Raw genomic sequence first — 18873 nt, 5'->3', positions numbered from 1 at the left:
GAATGAAGTTAAAGACGGGGCCAAGTTGTTGTCCCTAGCCCAAGGCCTGAGGTCGCTGCTGGTCCCTTCGCCAGACGTATTGGCCGATACCGTCAAGGAGTTGCACCCGTTGGTCAACCTGTCTGACAAGGTGCTGCCGCTGAAGTCGTATTTCAACATGGTCCAGGATATCCAGCGGGCCAAGCATACCCAGGCTGCCATGCGTGCCGCCGATGAGCCCCTGAGCCGTGAGGCGGTTCAGCAGGGTGTATCGCGCAAGTTGTGCACTGAAGACATCTTCATGGTTGCCTGTTCCTTCCTTGAGGTGGAGATCGCCAAGCAAGGCTCGGTGTATTACCTGAGCGGCGAGTCACCTGACTTCAAGGAAACGAAGAAGAACCGTAACCCTCTCGACTTGTCCGATGAGGTTGTATTGAAAAACCTCTCCAGCGGCCTGGCGCGTCCGGACACCGATCGTGGGGCGGTGGAACGGGGGCAGATCGACAGTGGTTTCAACCACCTGGTGCGGCTCAACCAGTTGCATAACCTGATGGTGGAGTCGGTGCGGTTGATGAAGGCGGACGAGCGGCTGACCAAGGTCGATATCCGCAAGAAGTTCAACATCTCGCACACCGACTACGAGCGCATGATGTCGATGGCGCGCCGTTCCGGGCTGATATCGTTCCGCAACCGGAAGAAAGACCCCTCCAACTCCTACACGCTGCGCAATGACAACCATGAGCGCGTGTCGGAACACGCCAAGAACTTTGGCCACACGCCGCAGAAGATGCTGAACAAAATTCTGGACGACTTCTTCGGCATGCTGGAAAAACGCAAAAAGCACGAGGACTGATTCACATGGAGCAAGGCCATAGGGACGTTGGGCCGGCAATAAGTGCACAAGAGCGAGCCCGTGTCGCGCGAGCCGCCAGGCAGCTGGTGGGGTATGCCAATTTTCTGCGCTGGACGGCGAACTTCAAGCGGGATGAAGTGTTGCGCCATCCCGAACATGACCGCGTAATGCTGCTGTCGCCCATGCAAAGTGGGCGTTTCAGTTTCGCCCTGGAGGGCGAAACCCTGTACCTGGGGGTCCAGCCGTTCGAGGCCGCCTGGGTTTCGAACATGCCCTTCGAGGCGGCCTATGTATCCGACCGATTGTATTTGTCGGTCAATGGCGTGAACTTCATGGATTCCCGCATGCCGGCCTTGGCGCTCGGCATTTTCGTCGACGATGCCGGCAAGCGTGCGCGCATGGCTGCTGCGCGTTTCGTGCAGTGCGTGCAGGTGGCAGTGCGGGATGGCTATGTGGTCGAAGTGGGTGAGCTGTGTGGCGAGCCTTTCGAGATGCGCCAGGGCGACGTGGTGCGTCAGTTGCGCGAAACCCGGCAGGCCAAGGTTCAGCAGCAAGATATGGGGCGCTTCTTCTGAAGTGCTCAAGCAGACTTTCCAAAGTAAGGATACGTGCATGACCAAGTGTAAACGCATGCTGCCCGTGCTCGCTGCCGTGGCAATGGCAGGCTGTGTCACTACCGAGCAAATGCCCGATGGGACTACCAAGGTTCGTTTCTCGGACGAAGCGGTCAGCTCGCTGACTTCGATGATGCCCAGTAGCCTCGTCAATGGTATGGCCGGTGGTGCAGGCAGCGGCACGCTTGACCTGATACCGACCAAAAGCTTGGCCGGGAGCGGGCTGTACCTGTATTTCAACGGTCGCTATGACTTCGCCTGTGCGAGCGCCTTGCTCTACAGTGCCAAGACCGGGCAAGACCTGGATAAAAATACTAACGAGGTATGTCGCGACAAGTATTTCCAGCGTCAAGCGGAGCTAAAGCTCGCAGGTAACCCTTATGACCGGGCCGCGCCTAGCTATGATCCACACAACCCGCCAGATGCTTACTGGGCGCAACTGAAAAGGCAGACCCTTGGTCAGTTGGCGAATACGCAGCAATTCGCTGCGCGCTTCACCTCGATTCCACGGATCGACAAAAATGGCAACATCACCATGGTGCCAGGCTTCATGGGTGAGGGAAGTGGGCGCCATGTGGCGCTGGTGACCGTCCCTACCCGAGTTCCGGTTGTGATGGACGATGCCGGTTTTGCGGCGAAGATGCGTTCGCAAGCGAACCGGCTCAATACCCGGTCTGGTGAATGGACGACCTGTGATGCCGTGCTTGCCTACGACTCGACAAGGGACAAGGGGCGGCGCCCGGCAACGATCTCACCGAGTGAGTATCTGCAATATGAGGTACGGTTCAAGGTTGCATCGATGTCGTGCCGTGATGGTATGCATACCTATAAAACCGTTTCGCAGTAGGCCGCTGCGCGCTGGCCTGCATTGCTGAAGGTGTAGGGATCTGCGGCGCTCACGGCGCCGCATTCCAGGTATCGTCTGCCGCGGCCGTGGTCTCGTCGATGCCGGAGGTGTGCAGCTCTGCGGCGTTCAGCCAATTCTGATTCAGGTTTGCCTGCTGCGCTGCATGGTCGTTAGCAAATTCCCGCTGCACAATTGCCTCTTCGATCCCGCTGACAAGCGCCGGCGAGGCCATCCCATATTCGCCAAGCAACGCTCTGGAAACTTCTGGCGGGAGCTGGTTGACGGCGCTACGTAGCTGTTGGCCGTAATCGGTCAGTACAGGCTGCTTGGCAATGACGATTTCCGCCGTTTGTGACGGGAAAACGGAGGCGGTGAAGCTCTGGAATTCCTGCGCGTTGGGCATGCTGGCGTCCTTAGAGGTTGTGCCCGTCAAGGTCTTCGCTGCGCGACAGCGAGGGGTTGGTGTAACGGGCGAATGTCTTCTCGAGTTCTGCGGCAAGGTAGGCTTGTTCGCTGTGGTGCAGCAGTTGCTTCATGTGGTTGCCGTCCGAGGCTACGCCAAGCAGTTGATCGCGCATGTTGGCCAGTAACCCTTCCCGGTCCGCTCGGGAGCCTGGGGTTTGGTCGATTGCTTCGAGGGCGTTGGTCAGCGATTGGCGCAGGCTGTCTTGCGCCTCAGGCTTGGCGCCTGTGGCCGCTGCTTCGAAAGCCACGCTGCTGATTATCGCGCGATGGATGGCCCGCAATGCAGTGGCCTCGGCTGAACGGCTTTTCATGACTCGGTCGGAACTCAGGGTATGGGGCGGGGTGTTGCGCAGCCATGCCGACTCCCGTTCGCCCAGGGTGTCGATTGTCTGGCGAATTTTTTGGCCGTCAGGGCCTTCACGTAGCGCGGCTTGCGCTACGTTTTCCAAGCTGATTGCCGGGTTGCCAGAAGCCGCAATGGCTCTGTCTCGCATAGACCCGGCCCCGATCACGAATCGGCTGGCATCGCGTATTGATAGCTGCATCTATGTCCGTCGTTTTGTTCCAGGGCTTGAGCGTGCTCGAATCAGTCGGTATTTCGCAGCACCTGCGTGGCTGTGCGGTGAGCCGTGCGGGCCTCGCCCCAACTGATGCGGATCTCGATAGCATTTCCACTGACCTGCTGTGGATAAACCCTTGTAAACCCTAGGGCTTCACAGGCTTGAATGACCTTAGCATCTTTACCTTCATATTTCTTGTAGGTGCATGGATAAATCGTTTTTTCTGGCCCCTTGAAGTATGCCCCTAGCGCCTGTCGAGGTAAGTGTGCAGCAGCCAGGAGTGCCCCCGTATTTGCTGGGCCTGCCAAGCGAAAACGCCCAACACAACCGGGCTGCCGCCACGGTTCCTGTGGTGGGGCTTGACCATTGCGTTCAACAGCTGAAACTGGCTGAAAACCCGCCAGAAAACCCCATTTGACACGTATTTGACGCCCGAAAACCGGCAGGATCACCCATCGAAAAAAGGTATCGCAAGAAGGACGGTTTCAGGCAGCCGCTTTGATCGCCAAAATGTGAAGATTATCACGCTTCGCCCTTAATCACACCGGTGATCTAGGCATAAAGCGCTGGTTTTTACACGGTCTTACACTTTCATTTTTTGCCTGTAGCCATCTATTTCTTCATCTGCTGAGCAACCTATTTTAGGTTTTTGTTAGTTTTCTTACATAACAAAATTTTGATAAAGGAGTGATTTGTGGTTTAAGATTGCCTCGCTTTCGATAGGTGTACGGGTCACCACGCTGGTGGCTCCATGGTTTTGCCAAGAAAGTAGGGCTGTGCAGGCAACGCTGGCTGCGCTGTCAGGCAGCTCGCCTCAAGGACGACGGAGCATTCCAAGGGGAATTCGTCGCGAACGATTCAGATCAACCGTCCGCAACTCGATTCAGGTAGGTATCACAAATGGCTCAAATGCCGTTTTCTCCATGCAGCGACCCAACTGCTTGCACCGACCAGTCCGTCGCCATGCTTGGCAGAATCTTCGGGCCGGTCATCGACTCGCTGGTCAAAGGCACCGACCCCAACACTGTGGAAGCGAGCGCGAGCATCCTTGCCACCATGTTCGGCTTCTTCAACAGCGGCATCCTGATCATCGGCTCGCTGATCGTCTCGTACGTGGCTGTGATGGGGGTTACCAATACAGCAAATGACGGCGAGGCCATGGGCAAGAGCTGGTCGTCCTTGTGGACGCCGGTGCGGATCGTGGCAGGCGGTGCGGTGTTGCTGCCGACTGCCAGCGGCTTCTCGTTCATTCAGCTGATCGTGCTGATGTTTTCCTTGTGGGGCATTGGTTTTGCCAACGGCACCTACAAGGCGGGCATGGCCGTTGGGGTGCTGTCGGCAGACGGTGTTGTGCAGGGCGTGAACCAGGCGGGTAACTTCTACGGGCTGCGGGATTTTGCACGGCAGTACATTGCCGTTTCCTACTGTGCCAAAGCTGCGAATGCCATCTATGCGGGAGCTGCCCCGGGGCAGGTGCCGCAAGTGATGCCCAAGAGCGAAGGGGTCGGCAAGCAGGCTGCTGACAAGCGAGTCGAGATAGATGGCCGGCTTGAGTCCACCTTCCTGCTCAAAGACCGTAATTCGGTGACCAACCTTGCCGGTGGGCAGCCTTTCTGCGGCACGGTGAAGCTGTCCACATACATGGCCCAGAGCAAAACCGATGCCACTGCCCAGGCCCTCGAAAAGGTACGTCACCAGGTGCAGGGGCAGAAAATCGAAGCTGCTGGTTCCCTGATGGCCGAGCTCGACAGCTGGATCGAGTCGTGGCCGGTGAGTATCAATGACTCAGGTTGGGACAACGTCGACTCGGACCGTTTCAACCAGATCGTGAAAAAATGGGAGCAGCATGTTGCCACTGCTCTCGTCAGTGAGGTCACCAACGAGCAGGGTGACGTGGACAGTGGGCTGAAAGACTTCTTGAAAACCCTCACGGAGGATGGTTGGGCAGCCGCTGGCGGTTGGTTCCAGCGCGTGGGCATGGTGCGTGGCCAGATCGCAGGCGTGTTGGCGGAGCCGGTGGGCTCGGTAGGCGCACCGTCGTTGGTCGGTCTGCCTGTAGATGCGCGTTATCAGCTGCTGAGCAACAGCGTGACCACCGTTACCGAGGCAATCAACAAAAAGTCTGAAGAAAAGGAGACCTACACCCAGGCCAAGACCACCAAGCCGGAAGACTTCGCCAGCCTCATACCCAAGGACCCCAAGACCGATATCAACGTGGGCTCGCTGCGAGCAGACATGGACAGCAAGATGTCGTCGTTCGTCAACGGCATGATGCTCAATGTCGTCGAGATTGCGACAGGCGCCGGGAGTAACGGGCAGACCCCGCTCTGCGGTACCGCAGGGCAGATGGGCGGCTCGCTCAACCGCATGAAGTGTGTGGGCGACTACCTGAGCGTTGCCCGCGCCGGGATCCTGCTTGCCGACGTCGCGATAAAGACCACCACCACGGCTGTGCGATTGCTTGCAGGTACTGTATCGGCAGCCAAAGTACTGGGTAACGGCCTGGAGGCGGACAAGATCGTTACCCCGCTTTGGGACTGGGTGCTTGAGGTGCCGGTCAAGCAGCTCGCATTGATGGCCAGTTATATCGAGCCTTTGGCCTTCTACTTCGGTGTGTTCCTGCCGAGCCTGCCCTACACGCTGTTCATGATCGTATTTGTCGGCTGGGTGCTCGCCGTCTTGCAGTCGATCATTGCTGCACCGCTATGGGCTGTGATGCATATGACGCCCGACAGGACATTCGTGGGGTCGCAAACGCAAGGTTACCTGCTGCTGCTTTCGCTGTTCGCACGCCCTGCACTTGCGGTTCTGGGTTTGTTCGCGGCCGTGCTGGTGTCTGACCCGGTGATCGATTACATAGCCAAGGGCTTCTTCGCCATGCGAGGCGCCGTCGTAAAGTCGACGGGGGGCGTGAGTGTCATTGCAGAGTTTCTGACGTTTGGCTGGTGGTTCATGGTGTTCGGGCTGACCTTGCTGCCGGTGCTGTACATGATCTTTGGCCTGCCCCAGACCTTGCCAGACCAGGTCTTGCGCTGGATTGGCGCGGGTATCGGTGACCTGGGCGAAACCAACGCCACTGGCCAGATGCGCGGCGGCATCGCTGCCGCAGGGGGGAGTATCGGCGGTAGTGGCTCGGGCATGCGCCTTGGTCATAGCCAAGGCAAGCTGCCACCCCCAGATGGTTCGTCGCCCGGCGGCGGCCCAGGTGGCGGTCGGCCAGGTGGCGGCCCAGGCGGGGGTGGGTCGCGAAGTGGCTCTGCTGGCAAGCCGGCGCTCGTCAACGCCAATGGCCAAGGTGTTGGAGGCCCGGCCTCTGGTGACTCGGGTGCAAGGGCCCAGGCCGCATCGGCAGGCAACCGCACCTTGGGCGAAAAACGCAGCGAGGCGGCTGGCGTGGCGCTGGGGCGGGCAGTGGCGGGTAGCACCGCCGCCACCGGCAGGACCCTGCGCAGGGCTGGCAATGTTGCATTGTCCGCTGGGCGTGCAGGCGTGAGCTCATTCAGCGAGGCCGGCTCGGCCTCGCTGGCAGGGCGGATGCGTGAAGGCGTGGCTACCGGGGTGTTGACCGCAGGCGCCGGCCTGGCTTCGACAGCACGTGCCGCCGGTGCCGACTACAAGGAAGCCTTCACCACGGCGGGTGCCGAGGGTAAGGCGGCGTATCATGAAGGGGCAGATGCGCGCATTCAGGCCTACAAGGATTCTCTGAGCGGTGGCTCAGCCCCTGCTGGAAGCGACACCCACCAGGAGCAGGCCGTCCCAGCGGGCGCGCACGCGCAAAGTGCAGGCCCGCAGGGTCAAGGCTTCAATGAGGCCACACAACCGGCCGGGTCTGAATCGTTGGGCGGCAAAGAAGGTGATGAAGAAAGCCGATGAGCGGCAGCGATGTTGCAACGCGGGTATTTGGGCGATGGGTGGCTGACGGTTGCGTGGCAATTTGCCATCTTTGCGGAATTTCCCTTGCCCCAGATTGTCTTGGACGTTGACGCGCAATCGTGTGCGCACCCTGATACCTGACTCGGATCGCTTGGCGGAGGCTTGGCATGGATGACAATCAACTGGAAGACCAGCTTCGACGGCTGCTGACCGGCCTGGCCGACCAGGCTATCGTGCGCGGTGAGCAGTTTATCTACGATGGTGGTGAGCTGTATGCCGACGACGTGGCGGAAATCGGGTTGCTGGCGGTGCTGTGTATTGCGCAGGCGTTGTCCGAGCGCGCTGGTTTGGGTGGGTTCGGTTATGAGTTCCAGTTGGCTGCACCCGCCAATCCGGTCTTTCCGATCCATGCCAGCGCTCCGCAAGTGCTGCCGGATTTCTTCAAGGTGGCGCCGTTTGTTTCTGCCGTTTTTCACAATGAAGTGTTGAATGCCAAGCAGGACCTGACCCTGCTTTATCATGCCGCTGTGCAGCGGTTGCGGGCATCCGCAAACTGAAGCAAGGCGGGTTGCCTGTCGGTGGCCTTCCAAGTACCAGCACCCACAGGCAGGTAGCGTTTTTCACATTCCGCGGAAGGATTTTTTATGCGTGACGAAGAGAACTCTAGCGACGGTAGTCTCCCGGGCAGCGAGTTGCCGCCTGGTGTGTTTCCGCCGATGCCGGGCTACACCATTGGCGATTTGATGTCTGTCGCCAATGCTCCGTTCGAGGCATTGCTGAAAAGCCGCGATGTCGACCCAGGCCTGATCCGAGAAACCGGTATCGCGCTGGCGCAGCACCTGTATGCGGCATTCGAAAGAGAGGACGCCCAGTACCAGATTTCCACCTGGCATCAAAAGCCGTATGACGAACCCTGGATGCGCCATCGCAGCATAGAGGTGCTGGCCGAGGAACTCTGCGTGATTACATTCCACGCGACAGCCGAGTCATTGCGCGGGTCACCCTTGCGGGCTTTAGGCAAGGCGTTTCACCTGAGCCTTGTCCAAGCAGCCGGTGAGGCCATAAAGGCGCATATCCTGAAATTGAATCAGGGCTGATGGCGGCAGTTTGTTCATAGGGACATGACATGAGTAAGACAGTTTATTTCAGTGTTTACATGGATGGCACCGATAACAACAAGGACAGGGACACGCCAGTCGGTAGCCACACTAATGTCGCCAGACTTTATGAGTACGACACCGCACACGGTACCAACCTTTCTCTCAACACCGGCGCTGTGCCCCTCAAATACGGGCCTGACGGACCTGCCGGGCGGTCAGAGAAAATCTACCTGGATGGGGTGGGCAGCCAGAAGGGTAATACGCCCATCGCGCTGATAGAGCGCGGTACAGGTCGCGGTAGCCAGAGCCGTATCGAGCTGGCCTATGCTGCTTTCGTCACGTTCTGCAACAAGAACCCTGACCTGAACATTGAATTGAATGTAATTGGCTTTAGTCGCGGCGCTGCGCAGGCCCGTGCTTTCACCAACGAGGTGATCGACCGTGGCGTGCCCAGACTCGACAGCCAGCAAAGGGCCACAGGTGAATACCTGATCCCGCCTGGTCAGGCTGAAATCAACAAACTTGCCATTTTCGACACTGTTGCTTCCTACGGTATTCCTGTTACCGACAGCCACGTCAGTAAAAATCTGGAAATCAGTAACAACGTCAAGTCCACCACGCACCTGGTGGCCATGCATGAATACCGCACAACGTTCCCCTTGACGAGCGCGCTGCGCAATGGCGACAACTCGCGTATTGAAGAGATCAGGTTCGCAGGGGCTCATTCGCAAGTGGGCGGTGGTTATCGCGACGACCTGCTGGCAGCTGGGCCGTTGGCACTCATGTATGACCGCTTGAAGTCTGCAGGGGTGGGGCTGCGGGCACTCCCGGCCAACGAGCTTGAGCGTATCGAGCAATATAACGCGCTGATCAAAGACCCCGAGCGTGTGCAGGGGGCATTGATCGACTCTCGGTTATTGAAAGGCAATGAGGCGTTCAAGAGAGAAGTGGATGGGTCTTACACCCAGGTCAACAACCGGCCGTTCCCTGCAGAGAGCGGCACCTTGAATTTCATCGGGTGGGAAAGGGCGCCTAGCTTCCTCGCCTGGCAAAAAAAGCCATTCGACCATGCTGTAAACGCTCGCAAAGTCATTTTCGAGAATGACCGCTCACTGGCTGCCCCTGTACTCCAACGGGTCGGCCGGCATGTGGGGCAAAATCTCTTTGGCTGGAACCGCGACGTCGACAACCCTTCCACCCTGCTGAACAAGGCGCCGGTCAGTGCTGCAAGCGCCTTGGCGTCGATCGCCGACGACTTCGACGCCGATCCAGCCGTCGAGTCGCGCCAGCAAATGGCAGAACTTTCGTCTTTGCTGGCGGGGTCCAGGCCCGAAGTAGAATTCATCCAGCGCCTGGGCCTGAAGGACGTGCCTGTACCAGGCTTGATTGCGCCTGCCCGGTATGCCGAGTTGCGCGTCGACCCAGAAGGGTCGTCTGCCTTTATCGAGCTGGGCTTGGGCTATGAGGTTGCCCGCATCGTTGATGACGCCGGTGATGTCATCCGCAGGCGGGGAACATTGAGCTGTGATGATCCGTTCGAGCTCCATGACACCAATGGCAACCCGGTGGGCAGCCTGAAAGCGGTACATGAGGAACCGGCATTTGCAGGCGCGCGTGGAATTCTGATTGCCATCGACTTGCGCAATGTGGTGCCCGAGTTGCAGGCGGTCACCATCGACGAGCGGCTCAAGCAAACAGCGCAATGGATCCGCGAGCTGCCTGAAGGTCGTTTCAAGGCCGAATACACAATTGCCGGAGCGGATGGCAGGCCACAGTTACGTGCGGTGGTTGACTGCCCTGTTGTGCTCGAGCAGCAGCACACCATGGCTTGGGAAAGCCCCGAGCCCTGAGTGCGAGAAAGCTGTTACACAATGGGCGCGATGGTAGGCAGTGCGATGACGCTTTTTGCACACTGCTTGCTTAGAATGCACCTGTTGCCGGCGGTGGTCGGCCATTCAATCGGTTAGGGCGAGAAAATGAAAATCCACAAATACCAGCCAGGCACTTTCATCGAGGTCGATGACATGGCGGGTGGCCGTCGCGTGGGCATGGTATGCAAGGACGGCGTGACATTTTGGGATTTGCTCGATTCCCAGCGCTGTACGCCGCTGACGATCCATCCCAGCATGCAGCCGCGCGCATTGGGTACCTTGGTCCAGTTCAGCCAGGAAAAGGGCTTGGTGGGTGCGCTGCAGGCGCTGGTTGCCTACCTGCAGTCGGCAGGGGACGCCCGGTTGAACGCCGACCCGCTGTTCGTCATGCGTGCACTGTGGTACCTGGCGGACAAGGCTGCCGGGGTTGGCAGTGTTCCTGATGAAGCCATGCTGCTGTGGGCTTGCGAGCAGGCTACGGCGCAGGAGCAGGTGGCTGCCCGCATCCATCAGCTGGCGGGGCAGTACTGCGCAGGCTGAACAGGCCCTCGATCGGGCCTGAGGCGTAGGCTGGCTGACCAGCTGACGCTGCGCGGGCAGCGGGGCTACTGGGTGGCTCGTTGCACGGCGTCCGCAGCCTTGCGTGCAGTGCTTTTGATTGTTTTCACGACTGTTCGCATGTCATACGAGCAACTGATGGAGGTGTCGCTGCCATCTGCGTAGAGCCATAGGTCGTGGTTGCCGACCTCTTTCTTGTACTGGCCGAACTCGTCCTGGGGGACGTCGGCCAGCTTGGCCACCGCCTGGATGCTCTCGCCGGTAAATACCCCGTAGTAGGTATTGAAGTCGCCTTCACCATTGGAGCCAGGGTGCATGGCAAGGCGGGTGACAGCGCGGCCAAACACATCCAGTGGATTCGGGACGGTATATTCGCCGTCGGACAGGTCCGAGGCTTGCACAATTGCCTTGCCGTGGGCGGCCTTGACCAACGCCTCGAACTGCTCGGGGGTAACATTACGCTTGCAGGTCAGGACCTGGGTGAGGCGGGCGTTGGCTTCTGTCGGGTCTAGTTCTGCTGCGTGTACAGACGTGCAGGCCAATGAAACCAGCAAAGGCAGGGCGAGTTTCAGCGCTTTCATGGGTCAGATCCTTCTGGATGACAATGTGCTATCAATTTAGGTTGTTAGAAAAATGTTTTTCCAATGCCGCGAGTGTGCGCCACGCCTGGCCCATGGTCAAGACGGCGCGGGTTCATAGGGCTATTCAAATCTTGACGCGAAAACGCGTGAAACTCATACTTGCCATCAATACGTGCATTTTTCTAACAAGTCATTCTAACAAGTGACAGGGTGTCAAACGTTGCCTGTGACGCAACGGCGGTTCATCTGGACCTGGCCGCACGGGTGGCCTTTACAAGGAGTTTCCACGCATGTCCTACGCATTACCTCCACTCGCGGTGGGGCCGGACCCCAGGGCCGCGGGGGATCGACGCGCAGCACTGTGGCTGTTGTCGGTGCCGCTGTGGGTAGCGCTGGTTGCTTTCACCATCGCTGTGGTTGCAACCCTGATGGGTGAAATGGCCGAAGGGTCACCCCGCTTCTATATCGCCGCGTTGTCCTTTTCAGCACTGTTGTTGAGCGTCATGTTGCTGCCTGCCTATCTGCTCAGCCTGGGCTGGTTCGCGTGGTGGACGCGGGACGGGGACCAACGTCGATTGCGCCGTGGCCTGTGGTTGGCGCCATTGGTGGCATTGCTGTTCGCCTGGTTCCCCGCCACGTTGGCTCCAGGGCTGCAGCCATTGGGCCAGGATGCCATGGACCCGCTGCGCACCTATTTGCTGGTAGGCATCCTCGTGTTGCTGTTGGGGTACGCCTGGTCGGCCATCGTTTCCGTGGTATTGCGATATTGGAGAGATGTATGAGCACCCTCGTTCTCACCCCTCATAGATGGCTGCCGCTGGTGTTCGCGTGCCTCTCGGCCACGTTGGCGCCGAAAGCGTTGGCAGGGTTCGAGCTGGTCGAAAGCCCTGTTGCACCACTTCCCTATGCAGCACCCTCTGCGCAAGGCCAGGACACCGCGCAAATGCAGCAGACCATCAATGCCCTGAACAGCGAGATCCAGAGCTTGCGGGTTCGGCTGGCAGCGGCGGAGGCCGACGCCAATGGTAGCCGACAGGAGCTTCTGGCAATCAGGGCGCGGCAGGAGCAGGTGCAGTCGTCGATCAACCACATGACGCTCAATTTTGCTTTTGGCCATGCGCGCTTCAGCCCCAGTGCTGAGGACGGCGATGTTCTGGTGCGCTCGGCCCAGGACGCGCTGCAGGTGAAGATCGTTGGCTTTACCGACAGTGTGGGTACGGTAGAAGCCAATCGCAGGGTCGCCCTGCTCAGGGCGCAGGCGGCAAAAATGTACCTCGTTCAGCGCGGTGTAGCCCCAGCCAAGATCAGCGCCGAAGGCCAGGAAGGCGGTTACATTGCCTCGAACGCCACTGCGGCTGGGCGCGCAGCTAATCGGCGGGTTGAGTTCGAGTTTTTCGGTCAGTACCGGCAAAGCACCCCACTCGCTCGCCAACCCTGAGGGCTGTAGCAGGTGGTATGGCCGATAGAACAGCAAGTTGACGTTCAACTTGGCGAAGCCATTGTGCGGGAGTGGGACCATGTATTCGTTGGATGAACTCGAGGCGTTCGTGGCGCAGGCCATCGGGGGCGATGTGCTCGCTGAGGCAGGGGGTGGCTTCGTCGGCGTGATGGCCAGAAGTGCGCCCTCCATTCAGAAGGACATTCCGGTAGCTTTCGAGCTGTACACGCTGCTGGAGCATTTCCTCAAGTCGCTGCCCATTCGTCGGGAACCGATCAGCTTTGACGCGCCAACGCTCGAGATTGAGCCAGGTATTGTCGTTGATCAGAAGGGGCACAAGGTTGTGGCCCTGCTGCCTATCCAGGCGGGCCAGCTCGGCGACGTGGCCTTCTGGCTAGCCGAAGCGCTGCCCAGCCGCGAGGTCAAGTCGCTGCCTGGTATCCTTGCGCTGGCGTTCAGCGTGGAAACCCACCAAGATGTTAAGCATTTGCTGCCCGAATGGATGGCCGCTTTTTATGTCGAAGGTGAGGGAAGGCATTGCGTGCCGATCCTGGCGCTGAAGTCAGTGCTGGAGGACGAACGTTTCGGCGGCGATTGGGTAGCGGTTGCGCTGCATCGTCTCGCCGACTTTGCCTTGCCTCAAGCCCAGGCTCAGCAAGCAGCTGGGGGCGAGGTGAAGACGACGCGCTGAACCGGTCGACAGTATCGGGTCAGGCATTGACCAGAATCTAGCGGCGCATGTTCCGAGGACGCGCCGATCCAGGGAGATGGCGAGATGGACCATAACTGGGGTGCGGGCAGACCGGGTGGTGGCCTGGATGGTGGATACACCGGCTCGCTCGATCATGCAATTTCCAACCTGCATGTCGGGCGCAGCCAGGGGCGCAAGGAGGGGCTTGAAGAGGGCTTCGATCAGGGGTATGCGCAGGGCTGGGACGCAGGCGCCGCATGCGCCAACGAAAAACTGGAGCCCCTCAGGGACCATGTGAGGCAGTATTTCCAGGAGGCGGTGGAGCTGCGGACTGTCGTGCAGCGCCAGAAAAGCATTATCGACTCGATGTACGAGCAAATGTCCAAAGTGGCTGACGCTGCCAAGAATGCGCACGCTCAGGCGGCGGCTGTCAATCCTGAAGCTTATGCGGCCTTGCAGAGCAACAATGAGTTACTGCAGGCAAGGGTCGAGGTACTGGACAGGTATTATGCCGCAGTGCTCGAGCAATCCCGGCTCAGGCAATTGCAATACGAGCGCAGCCTGGTATTCATGCGGGCAGCGCAGGCACTGTTGGAAGACTTGGTCGCCAGCGACAGCGCTGAAGCGCAGGCCATCCGCCAGCGCTTCGTCAAGGAGTACCAGGATCAGGTTGCCCGCAGCTTGCGTGCAGGCGATATAGAGGTCGCACCTGAGCTGGATGAGGCGTTCGGCAGGCAGTTGCCGGACACGCAGCGGTTCATCATGGCGCTGCTGCAGTCGGCTACCCCCGGACAGGGTGTCGACTGACCTGCCCGCAGATGGCAGCGTGCGCCAGTTCTGACTGCTCAGCCCTCGGGACCGGAGGTTGACGGGGCTGCAGCCGGCGGCTGTAGCGCGGTCTCGTGGCCTGGGTTATCCTGGCCGTCACCCCCCGGGCCCTCGACAGGCATGCAAACCAGGGCCGTGCGTACCTGTGCGGGGTATTGCTGCACCTCGTAGCCGTAGGCGGGGGGCTGACGCAATTCCGGGGCCTGGCAGGTGCCTTCGATCACGCCTTGCCGCGGCGTGGTGAAATCGCACTGTTCACCTTCATAGCGGTTCGAGCACGAGCGATAAGCCGCCACCGGCGTGACCTGTTTGGGCACCGGTACGTAGATGGTGGTATTGCGCGGGAGCTCCTGCCACTGCTCCTCGGCCACTGGCGCTTGCTGGGCCTGGCCAGCAAGCGCCAGTGTCGGCACGCTGAAAGCCAGCAAAAGAGGCATGATCGCTTTCACAAGTACCTCCAGCGTCACAGGCCAGGTTCGTAGTCAGAACCGCTACGGATCGTGGGCGCCGGGTCGCTGTGGTCCAGACCGGCATCCACTTGCACGCCGCGCTCTTTCATCTCCGTGATCATGTACTCATAGCCGACCGTGAAGTGGGCAAGGTCATAACCTGGGTCGGCATCCTTGATCTTTGTGGTCAACTCGACGATTTCCAGCTTGACCGGGTCCGGCGTTTCGTCGGTGTCCCAACCGTATGAACTGGCTTCCAGTTTGTTCAGGTGGAAAGCCTGGCTGAACGCTTTGCCTTCTACGGTGACGTCCTTGGCGAGCGTTTCATACAAGTTCTTGCCACCCAGGCCTTCTTCCAGCTTGCCATCGATCACCCGAAGAAAGTCCAGGTGGGCCTGCGGGGTGGCGGTGATGTCTTTCCAGCTGCTGTACTCGCTCATTGCATCCTCCTTGCGTAGTGAATACGAATGCCTTGCCGGCGCCATTCAGGTGCCGGCTGGCCAGGTTTCACGGCGCCATGTCATTGTCCTGCGAGTTACCTTGGGCCTTGTTGCCAACCATGTTTACGATGCCTTGCATCATCTCTTTCAGGCGTTCGAAGATGCGCTGCATGGACGCTTGCAAGCGCTCCAGATGGGATTGTGCTTCCCCTTCGAATGCCGGGGTTTTGCTTGCGTTGTCATGGATATTTTCGCTGGACGTCTCCAGGCGGGCCTTGAGCTTGTCGTAGTGCGCGTTGCCTTCGGTTTCAGGGTTCAGCAGCTCTTCCTGGGCTCGGCCGTACTGGCGCGCCCAGCCGGTAAGCGCCTTGTCCATGGCCTTCCGGTGGCCTTGCGCATCAGGGGACTGCGCCACTGCGTCGGTGAACGCGTGATGCAAGTCGGTGAATTCACCGTCAGGCTTCATCTTTTCGATCACTTCGGGCACGCTCAGGCCGGCTTGCCCGGCCCGCGCCTCGATCTGCTCCAGCACCTGTGGCATGGTGCCCGCGCTCCAGAACGCGGCATGGGCCTTGGCATAATTGCCAGCGGCTTTCTCGACCTGGTCCACGCGGTATTCGGACAGACGAGGCAGAACCTGTACCCGGCCCAGCATCTCTTCGGACTCTGCAAGCCCAGGTGAAGGTTCGACAGACCCGGCCTTGCTGCCCTCACGCCAGGCATCGGCCAGGGCGCTTGCACCTTTGCCAATGCCGTGCATGGCTGCGCCCGTCAACGATGCCACGCCGCCCAGAAGTTCTGCGCTGCCCTGCAGCAGCGTTGCTGCGCCGCCATGTTCGCGCTGTGGGGCGGCTTTGGTTCGTTCATTCAGTGATTCATCGATGCGTCGCACTTCCTCCGGGTCCAGTGACGCGGGTGTGGCCTTCAACTCAGCCGCCACTTTCATCAGCGCATCCAGTGCATCTGGGTCAGGGGCGGCGGACGTGTTCCGAGCGCTGTCGTTACCTGCTGCTTGCGGGTTGTCGAGCGCGTGTGTGCTGCCTGCGTTGGCATTGAATGCCTGCAACTGCTCGGCACTGATCTGTTGCACCCGCCAGCCGCCTTCGTGGGTGTCCAGGCGCACTGGGGCGCCAACCTGGACGGGCGTGCTTTCCATGAGTTCGGCGAAACCGGGATCCGCGAAGATCACTTCACCCTCAGTGGTTTTGACCGTGAGGGCGTAAGCGTTCTTGCTGTTCGGGTCATTGTTCAGAGGCGCTACGCCACGATGGACCAGGATACCTGCATAGCTGCGCCCTGGCTGGGCTATAGGCCCGGTAGCAGAATCAGCGGCGGCTTGATCAGGCTTATCGAGTTCTTTGGGTTCCATCTATGTTTACCTTTCGTGGGCGCCGCATTATTCAATGGATCTGGAAACAGCTCCTTTCTGGGCTCGCTGCTGGGCCCCGTCGGTCTGAATCCTTTGACCTGCCAATTTCTGCGACGCGTAAACGGCAAGCAATGCTTCAACTTTTTCCTTTTTGCGATAAATCGCTTCCGACAAGTAATTGCCGACCCCCACCGCCCGGTTGTAGTCGACCCACAGGGCGCGGCTGGACACATGGGTAATGCTGTTGTTCCACTCGGCATCGCTGAAGCGCCGGCCGGCTTCGGTCGCGAGCATTTCCGACACCGACATGGTGTCATAGCCACCGATCGGAGCGGTTGGCAAGGCACCATAGCCATCAGAATCGGACAAGTACATCGCGGGCGCCTTGCCATCCGCTTCGGCCAGCGCAGCATCGGCGTTGGCTGCTGCCACCTGGACAGGCTCGGCGGTGGAGTCTGGCGCAACGCCGCCCGCAGGTACATTACCGAAAAGGATCTGGTGTTGCGCCTTGGTGTCCTTGCCCAGAATCGGGTAGTGCTCGGGGTGGCCGTCCTGGATGGCGTAAGTTTGGCAGAAATAGGGGGCCGGGTCAGTCTTCCAGCCAATGCCAGGCTGAGGGTTGATCACGGCGGATGGCAACTGTGCCGGGTTGAATGGCCCGCGGTGGGCATTTTCCCTGAACGCTTTGGCCCTGGCTTCGTCCCGTTTGGTGGTGCCGTAGGTGAAGTGCAAGTGCTTGGCCATGGATGTGCTGGGGGTGTTACCGGATAACCCCAGTTTCTGCCCCGGTTTGACCGCAACGCCCTGCTTGATGCCGTTGGCGAAGCCGCTGAGGTGGTAGTACGCAACGATATCGCCGTTGGCGCGCTGGATCAGAATCGCGTTACCTGCCGAGCCTCTGGAGCCTGCAAAGGTAACCTTGCCTTCGGTGGTGGCGTACACGGGTTGCGAAGTACCGCTGGTGGAGAAGTCCAGCCCGTCGTGCATGTGCGCTTTCTGGTTGGCCGAGCCATGGTTGGCCGAGCCGCCGCCGCGAAATTTACCGAAACGGCCAGAAACAATTTCTTTGTCGGTAGGGGACACCATGCAAGTGTCCGCCATGGCGCCACAGGCGCAAGCCAGCAGGCCCAGGCCAGCGATGCCGCGCAAGATTGTCATGTTCATCCCTTGCGCTCCGTCACTTCACGCTCTGCTGCACGTTTTGCTTGGCGGCGTCCGCTGCTGCCTGGCTGGTCTGGGCTTGAGCCCCCGCGCCAGCTACCGACATCGACACCAATGAGGCCAGCTGGGCTTCCATGCTTTCGTACTGGCGATACTGTTTTTCCTGGATGGCCAGGTCCAGCGCCTTGATCTTCAGGATCTCGATCAACGCGCCGCGTTCGTTCTGCGCAGACATGACCCTGGCCCAGCTGTCGTATTGGGCGGTATTGCCCGAATACCGTTTGACCTCGTTGCGAAAGTGCACGGCCAGTGGCAGGTCAGTACCTGTTCCTTGCCTTCCACGCCGGAGTAGTCAAGCTGAATGGCCTTCAGGCTGGCAAGTGCCGGCGATACCAGGGCATCTTTGCGGGCTTTGGACAGGGCATAGTCTTCGGTGGCGGCGGACTTGCCCGCCGCTGCCGGCACTGGTCCGTCTGGCAGGCCGGCCAGGTTATTGACGAAGCCGACTTTCGCTTGGTACAGCGGTTCGTTTTCCATGGTGGGTTCGAACAAGGTTGCCACGGTCAGGTCGGCGCCCGGCAGCGTACCGACCGATTCGCACAGGCCGGAATCTGCCTGGTCCTGGGTGCAGAATGGCTTGCGTGCCTGCACCAGTGCCGCCTGGGCGCTGATGGGCTCGGCGTAGGTCCCGGGGGCGGCGACGATTTCCGACTTGACGCGCTGGCGCACCTCGCCGCCCATATCGGCATCGCGGGCGCTGATCAGCGTACGGGTCGCGTAGACCGAGCAAGGCGAAAAGCCTTGGCCGAATTCGCCACCGTAGTCGAAGCGTGACTGCTTCACGCGCTGGGTCTGCGCGAGCACCTTGAGCCCCGTGGCCGTTTGCTGGGCGGCATTGTGCCCAGCCTCTGCGATCTGGTTCGCCGCCAAGGCTTTTTGCTTGGTCAGGACCGCAATGGCCGAGGTCAGGCGCTGGCTCTGGGTTTCAAGCAGGGCCGACAGCGTCGCATCCACCCCGGACACCAGGCCGTTGAGGGTCTGGGTCGCAGCCGTGAATGCCGGTGCTACGGTGTTTTCCTGATACTGGGGCGGGCAATAGGCCCAGGCCAGCGTAGAGGTCAGGACAAGCGACGCACCCAGCGAAACCTTCCATTTGCGTGCTTCACGCGCTTCGTCGAAATTCCGTTTCATGGGCA

At 59.8% G+C, this 18873-nt stretch carries 21 protein-coding genes; 12 read left to right on the top strand and 9 right to left on the bottom strand.

The features are described from left to right. The first annotated feature begins 28 nt into the window (after positions 1 to 28). The 3 genes from DMX12_RS04970 to DMX12_RS04960 all read left to right on the top strand — a co-directional run bounded on the left by DMX12_RS04970 (position 29) and on the right by DMX12_RS04960 (position 2293). Positions 29 to 832 carry a hypothetical protein gene (locus tag DMX12_RS04970; protein ID WP_232108456.1) on the top strand — a complete coding sequence of 268 codons (804 nt, stop codon included), beginning with the start codon at positions 29 to 31 and terminating at the stop codon, positions 830 to 832. Positions 833 to 969: 137 nt separating this feature from the next. Beyond that, positions 970 to 1407 carry a hypothetical protein gene (locus tag DMX12_RS04965; RefSeq protein WP_256598399.1) on the top strand — a complete coding sequence of 146 codons (438 nt, stop codon included), beginning with the start codon at positions 970 to 972 and terminating at the stop codon, positions 1405 to 1407. A 37-nt stretch (positions 1408 to 1444) separates the two neighbouring features. Continuing rightward, positions 1445 to 2293: a hypothetical protein gene (locus DMX12_RS04960; RefSeq protein ID WP_110676570.1), complete on the top strand. Its 849-nt coding sequence runs from the start codon at positions 1445 to 1447 to the stop codon at positions 2291 to 2293. A 49-nt stretch (positions 2294 to 2342) separates the two neighbouring features. Here DMX12_RS04960 and DMX12_RS04955 read toward each other — a convergent pair whose 3' ends face one another. Next, positions 2343 to 2696, bottom strand: coding sequence for a hypothetical protein (locus DMX12_RS04955; protein ID WP_110676569.1), 354 nt, complete (start codon positions 2694 to 2696; stop codon positions 2343 to 2345). Positions 2697 to 2706: 10 nt separating this feature from the next. Next, positions 2707 to 3252, bottom strand: coding sequence for a hypothetical protein (locus DMX12_RS04950; protein WP_256598393.1), 546 nt, complete (start codon positions 3250 to 3252; stop codon positions 2707 to 2709). Positions 3253 to 4281: 1029 nt separating this feature from the next. On the opposite strand from DMX12_RS04950, the gene DMX12_RS04945 reads away from it, so the two are divergent. The 5 genes from DMX12_RS04945 to DMX12_RS04925 all read left to right on the top strand — a co-directional run bounded on the left by DMX12_RS04945 (position 4282) and on the right by DMX12_RS04925 (position 10702). Further along, the gene (locus DMX12_RS04945; RefSeq protein ID WP_232108459.1) at positions 4282 to 7191 is read left to right on the top strand and encodes a DotA/TraY family protein; all 2910 of its coding nucleotides are present in this window, start codon (positions 4282 to 4284) and stop codon (positions 7189 to 7191) included. 167 nt (positions 7192 to 7358) lie between these two features. Further along, positions 7359 to 7748, top strand: coding sequence for a hypothetical protein (locus DMX12_RS04940; RefSeq protein ID WP_110676566.1), 390 nt, complete (start codon positions 7359 to 7361; stop codon positions 7746 to 7748). Between the two features lie 87 nt (positions 7749 to 7835). Beyond that, entirely contained in the window at positions 7836 to 8288 is a 453-nt protein-coding gene (locus DMX12_RS04935; protein ID WP_110676565.1) for a hypothetical protein, read from the top strand. 29 nt (positions 8289 to 8317) lie between these two features. Then, complete coding sequence (locus DMX12_RS04930; protein ID WP_232108460.1) at positions 8318 to 10141, top strand: DUF2235 domain-containing protein; 1824 nt, start codon at positions 8318 to 8320, stop codon at positions 10139 to 10141. Positions 10142 to 10267: 126 nt separating this feature from the next. Next, on the top strand, positions 10268 to 10702 hold the full coding sequence (locus DMX12_RS04925; protein ID WP_110676563.1) for a hypothetical protein: 435 nt from the start codon (positions 10268 to 10270) through the stop codon (positions 10700 to 10702). 65 nt (positions 10703 to 10767) lie between these two features. On the opposite strand, the gene DMX12_RS04920 is transcribed toward DMX12_RS04925, so the two are convergent. After that, on the bottom strand, positions 10768 to 11301 hold the full coding sequence (locus DMX12_RS04920; protein ID WP_110676562.1) for a hypothetical protein: 534 nt from the start codon (positions 11299 to 11301) through the stop codon (positions 10768 to 10770). A 290-nt stretch (positions 11302 to 11591) separates the two neighbouring features. Here DMX12_RS04920 and DMX12_RS04915 point away from each other — a divergent pair, with 290 nt between their 5' ends. The 4 genes from DMX12_RS04915 to DMX12_RS04900 all read left to right on the top strand — a co-directional run bounded on the left by DMX12_RS04915 (position 11592) and on the right by DMX12_RS04900 (position 14237). Then, positions 11592 to 12083 (top strand): hypothetical protein, encoded by a 492-nt coding sequence (locus tag DMX12_RS04915; protein ID WP_110676561.1) that lies wholly within the window; start codon positions 11592 to 11594, stop codon positions 12081 to 12083. Next, positions 12080 to 12739, top strand: coding sequence for an OmpA family protein (locus tag DMX12_RS04910; protein ID WP_110676560.1), 660 nt, complete (start codon positions 12080 to 12082; stop codon positions 12737 to 12739). The genes DMX12_RS04915 and DMX12_RS04910 overlap by 4 nt, the downstream gene beginning before the upstream one ends. Before the next feature lie 79 nt (positions 12740 to 12818). Further along, positions 12819 to 13430, top strand: a complete 612-nt coding sequence (locus DMX12_RS04905) for a hypothetical protein (protein ID WP_110676559.1) — start codon at positions 12819 to 12821, stop codon at positions 13428 to 13430. Positions 13431 to 13514: 84 nt separating this feature from the next. Continuing rightward, the gene (locus DMX12_RS04900; RefSeq protein ID WP_110676558.1) at positions 13515 to 14237 is read left to right on the top strand and encodes a Yae1 family protein; all 723 of its coding nucleotides are present in this window, start codon (positions 13515 to 13517) and stop codon (positions 14235 to 14237) included. A 38-nt stretch (positions 14238 to 14275) separates the two neighbouring features. Here DMX12_RS04900 and DMX12_RS04895 read toward each other — a convergent pair whose 3' ends face one another. The 6 genes from DMX12_RS04895 to DMX12_RS04875 all read right to left on the bottom strand — a co-directional run bounded on the left by DMX12_RS04895 (position 14276) and on the right by DMX12_RS04875 (position 18868). Then, the gene (locus DMX12_RS04895; protein WP_110676557.1) at positions 14276 to 14707 is read right to left on the bottom strand and encodes a hypothetical protein; all 432 of its coding nucleotides are present in this window, start codon (positions 14705 to 14707) and stop codon (positions 14276 to 14278) included. A 14-nt stretch (positions 14708 to 14721) separates the two neighbouring features. Then, on the bottom strand, positions 14722 to 15147 hold the full coding sequence (locus tag DMX12_RS04890) for a hypothetical protein (protein WP_110676556.1): 426 nt from the start codon (positions 15145 to 15147) through the stop codon (positions 14722 to 14724). 67 nt (positions 15148 to 15214) lie between these two features. After that, positions 15215 to 16516 carry a hypothetical protein gene (locus tag DMX12_RS04885; RefSeq protein WP_110676555.1) on the bottom strand — a complete coding sequence of 434 codons (1302 nt, stop codon included), beginning with the start codon at positions 16514 to 16516 and terminating at the stop codon, positions 15215 to 15217. Positions 16517 to 16543: 27 nt separating this feature from the next. Continuing rightward, a complete protein-coding gene (locus DMX12_RS04880) occupies positions 16544 to 17680 on the bottom strand; it encodes a M23 family metallopeptidase (RefSeq protein ID WP_110676554.1) in 1137 nt (378 codons plus the stop codon). Positions 17681 to 17693: 13 nt separating this feature from the next. Next, positions 17694 to 17912 carry a hypothetical protein gene (locus DMX12_RS29780; RefSeq protein WP_256598391.1) on the bottom strand — a complete coding sequence of 73 codons (219 nt, stop codon included), beginning with the start codon at positions 17910 to 17912 and terminating at the stop codon, positions 17694 to 17696. Further along, entirely contained in the window at positions 17882 to 18868 is a 987-nt protein-coding gene (locus DMX12_RS04875) for a hypothetical protein (protein WP_256598390.1), read from the bottom strand. The genes DMX12_RS29780 and DMX12_RS04875 overlap by 31 nt, the downstream gene beginning before the upstream one ends. Between the last annotated feature and the right edge of the window lie 5 nt (positions 18869 to 18873).

It is taken from the genome of Pseudomonas sp. MB-090624 (genome assembly GCF_003205245.1).
Taxonomy (GTDB): Bacteria; Pseudomonadota; Gammaproteobacteria; order Pseudomonadales; family Pseudomonadaceae; genus Aquipseudomonas; species Aquipseudomonas juntendi.
Note: the sequence above shows the minus strand (reverse complement) of the source record. Positions and strands in the feature narration are given on the sequence as shown.

What these genes read in the sequence shown, in the direction of transcription:
- DMX12_RS04910 (WP_110676560.1), top strand. Translation starts at nt 12,080, where the DNA reads ATGAGCACCCTCGTTCTCACCCCTCATAGATGGCTGCCGCTGGTGTTC.
- DMX12_RS04920 (WP_110676562.1), bottom strand. Translation starts at nt 11,301, where the DNA reads ATGAAAGCGCTGAAACTCGCCCTGCCTTTGCTGGTTTCATTGGCCTGC.
- DMX12_RS04945 (WP_232108459.1), top strand. Translation starts at nt 4,282, where the DNA reads ATGCTTGGCAGAATCTTCGGGCCGGTCATCGACTCGCTGGTCAAAGGC.
- DMX12_RS04925 (WP_110676563.1), top strand. Translation starts at nt 10,268, where the DNA reads ATGAAAATCCACAAATACCAGCCAGGCACTTTCATCGAGGTCGATGAC.
- DMX12_RS04915 (WP_110676561.1), top strand. Translation starts at nt 11,592, where the DNA reads ATGTCCTACGCATTACCTCCACTCGCGGTGGGGCCGGACCCCAGGGCC.
- DMX12_RS04905 (WP_110676559.1), top strand. Translation starts at nt 12,819, where the DNA reads ATGTATTCGTTGGATGAACTCGAGGCGTTCGTGGCGCAGGCCATCGGG.
- DMX12_RS04900 (WP_110676558.1), top strand. Translation starts at nt 13,515, where the DNA reads ATGGACCATAACTGGGGTGCGGGCAGACCGGGTGGTGGCCTGGATGGT.
- DMX12_RS04935 (WP_110676565.1), top strand. Translation starts at nt 7,836, where the DNA reads ATGCGTGACGAAGAGAACTCTAGCGACGGTAGTCTCCCGGGCAGCGAG.
- DMX12_RS04890 (WP_110676556.1), bottom strand. Translation starts at nt 15,147, where the DNA reads ATGAGCGAGTACAGCAGCTGGAAAGACATCACCGCCACCCCGCAGGCC.
- DMX12_RS04930 (WP_232108460.1), top strand. Translation starts at nt 8,318, where the DNA reads ATGAGTAAGACAGTTTATTTCAGTGTTTACATGGATGGCACCGATAAC.
- DMX12_RS04940 (WP_110676566.1), top strand. Translation starts at nt 7,359, where the DNA reads ATGGATGACAATCAACTGGAAGACCAGCTTCGACGGCTGCTGACCGGC.
- DMX12_RS04950 (WP_256598393.1), bottom strand. Translation starts at nt 3,252, where the DNA reads ATGCGAGACAGAGCCATTGCGGCTTCTGGCAACCCGGCAATCAGCTTG.
- DMX12_RS04885 (WP_110676555.1), bottom strand. Translation starts at nt 16,516, where the DNA reads ATGGAACCCAAAGAACTCGATAAGCCTGATCAAGCCGCCGCTGATTCT.
- DMX12_RS04880 (WP_110676554.1), bottom strand. Translation starts at nt 17,680, where the DNA reads ATGAACATGACAATCTTGCGCGGCATCGCTGGCCTGGGCCTGCTGGCT.
- DMX12_RS29780 (WP_256598391.1), bottom strand. Translation starts at nt 17,912, where the DNA reads ATGTCTGCGCAGAACGAACGCGGCGCGTTGATCGAGATCCTGAAGATC.
- DMX12_RS04960 (WP_110676570.1), top strand. Translation starts at nt 1,445, where the DNA reads ATGACCAAGTGTAAACGCATGCTGCCCGTGCTCGCTGCCGTGGCAATG.
- DMX12_RS04875 (WP_256598390.1), bottom strand. Translation starts at nt 18,868, where the DNA reads ATGAAACGGAATTTCGACGAAGCGCGTGAAGCACGCAAATGGAAGGTT.
- DMX12_RS04955 (WP_110676569.1), bottom strand. Translation starts at nt 2,696, where the DNA reads ATGCCCAACGCGCAGGAATTCCAGAGCTTCACCGCCTCCGTTTTCCCG.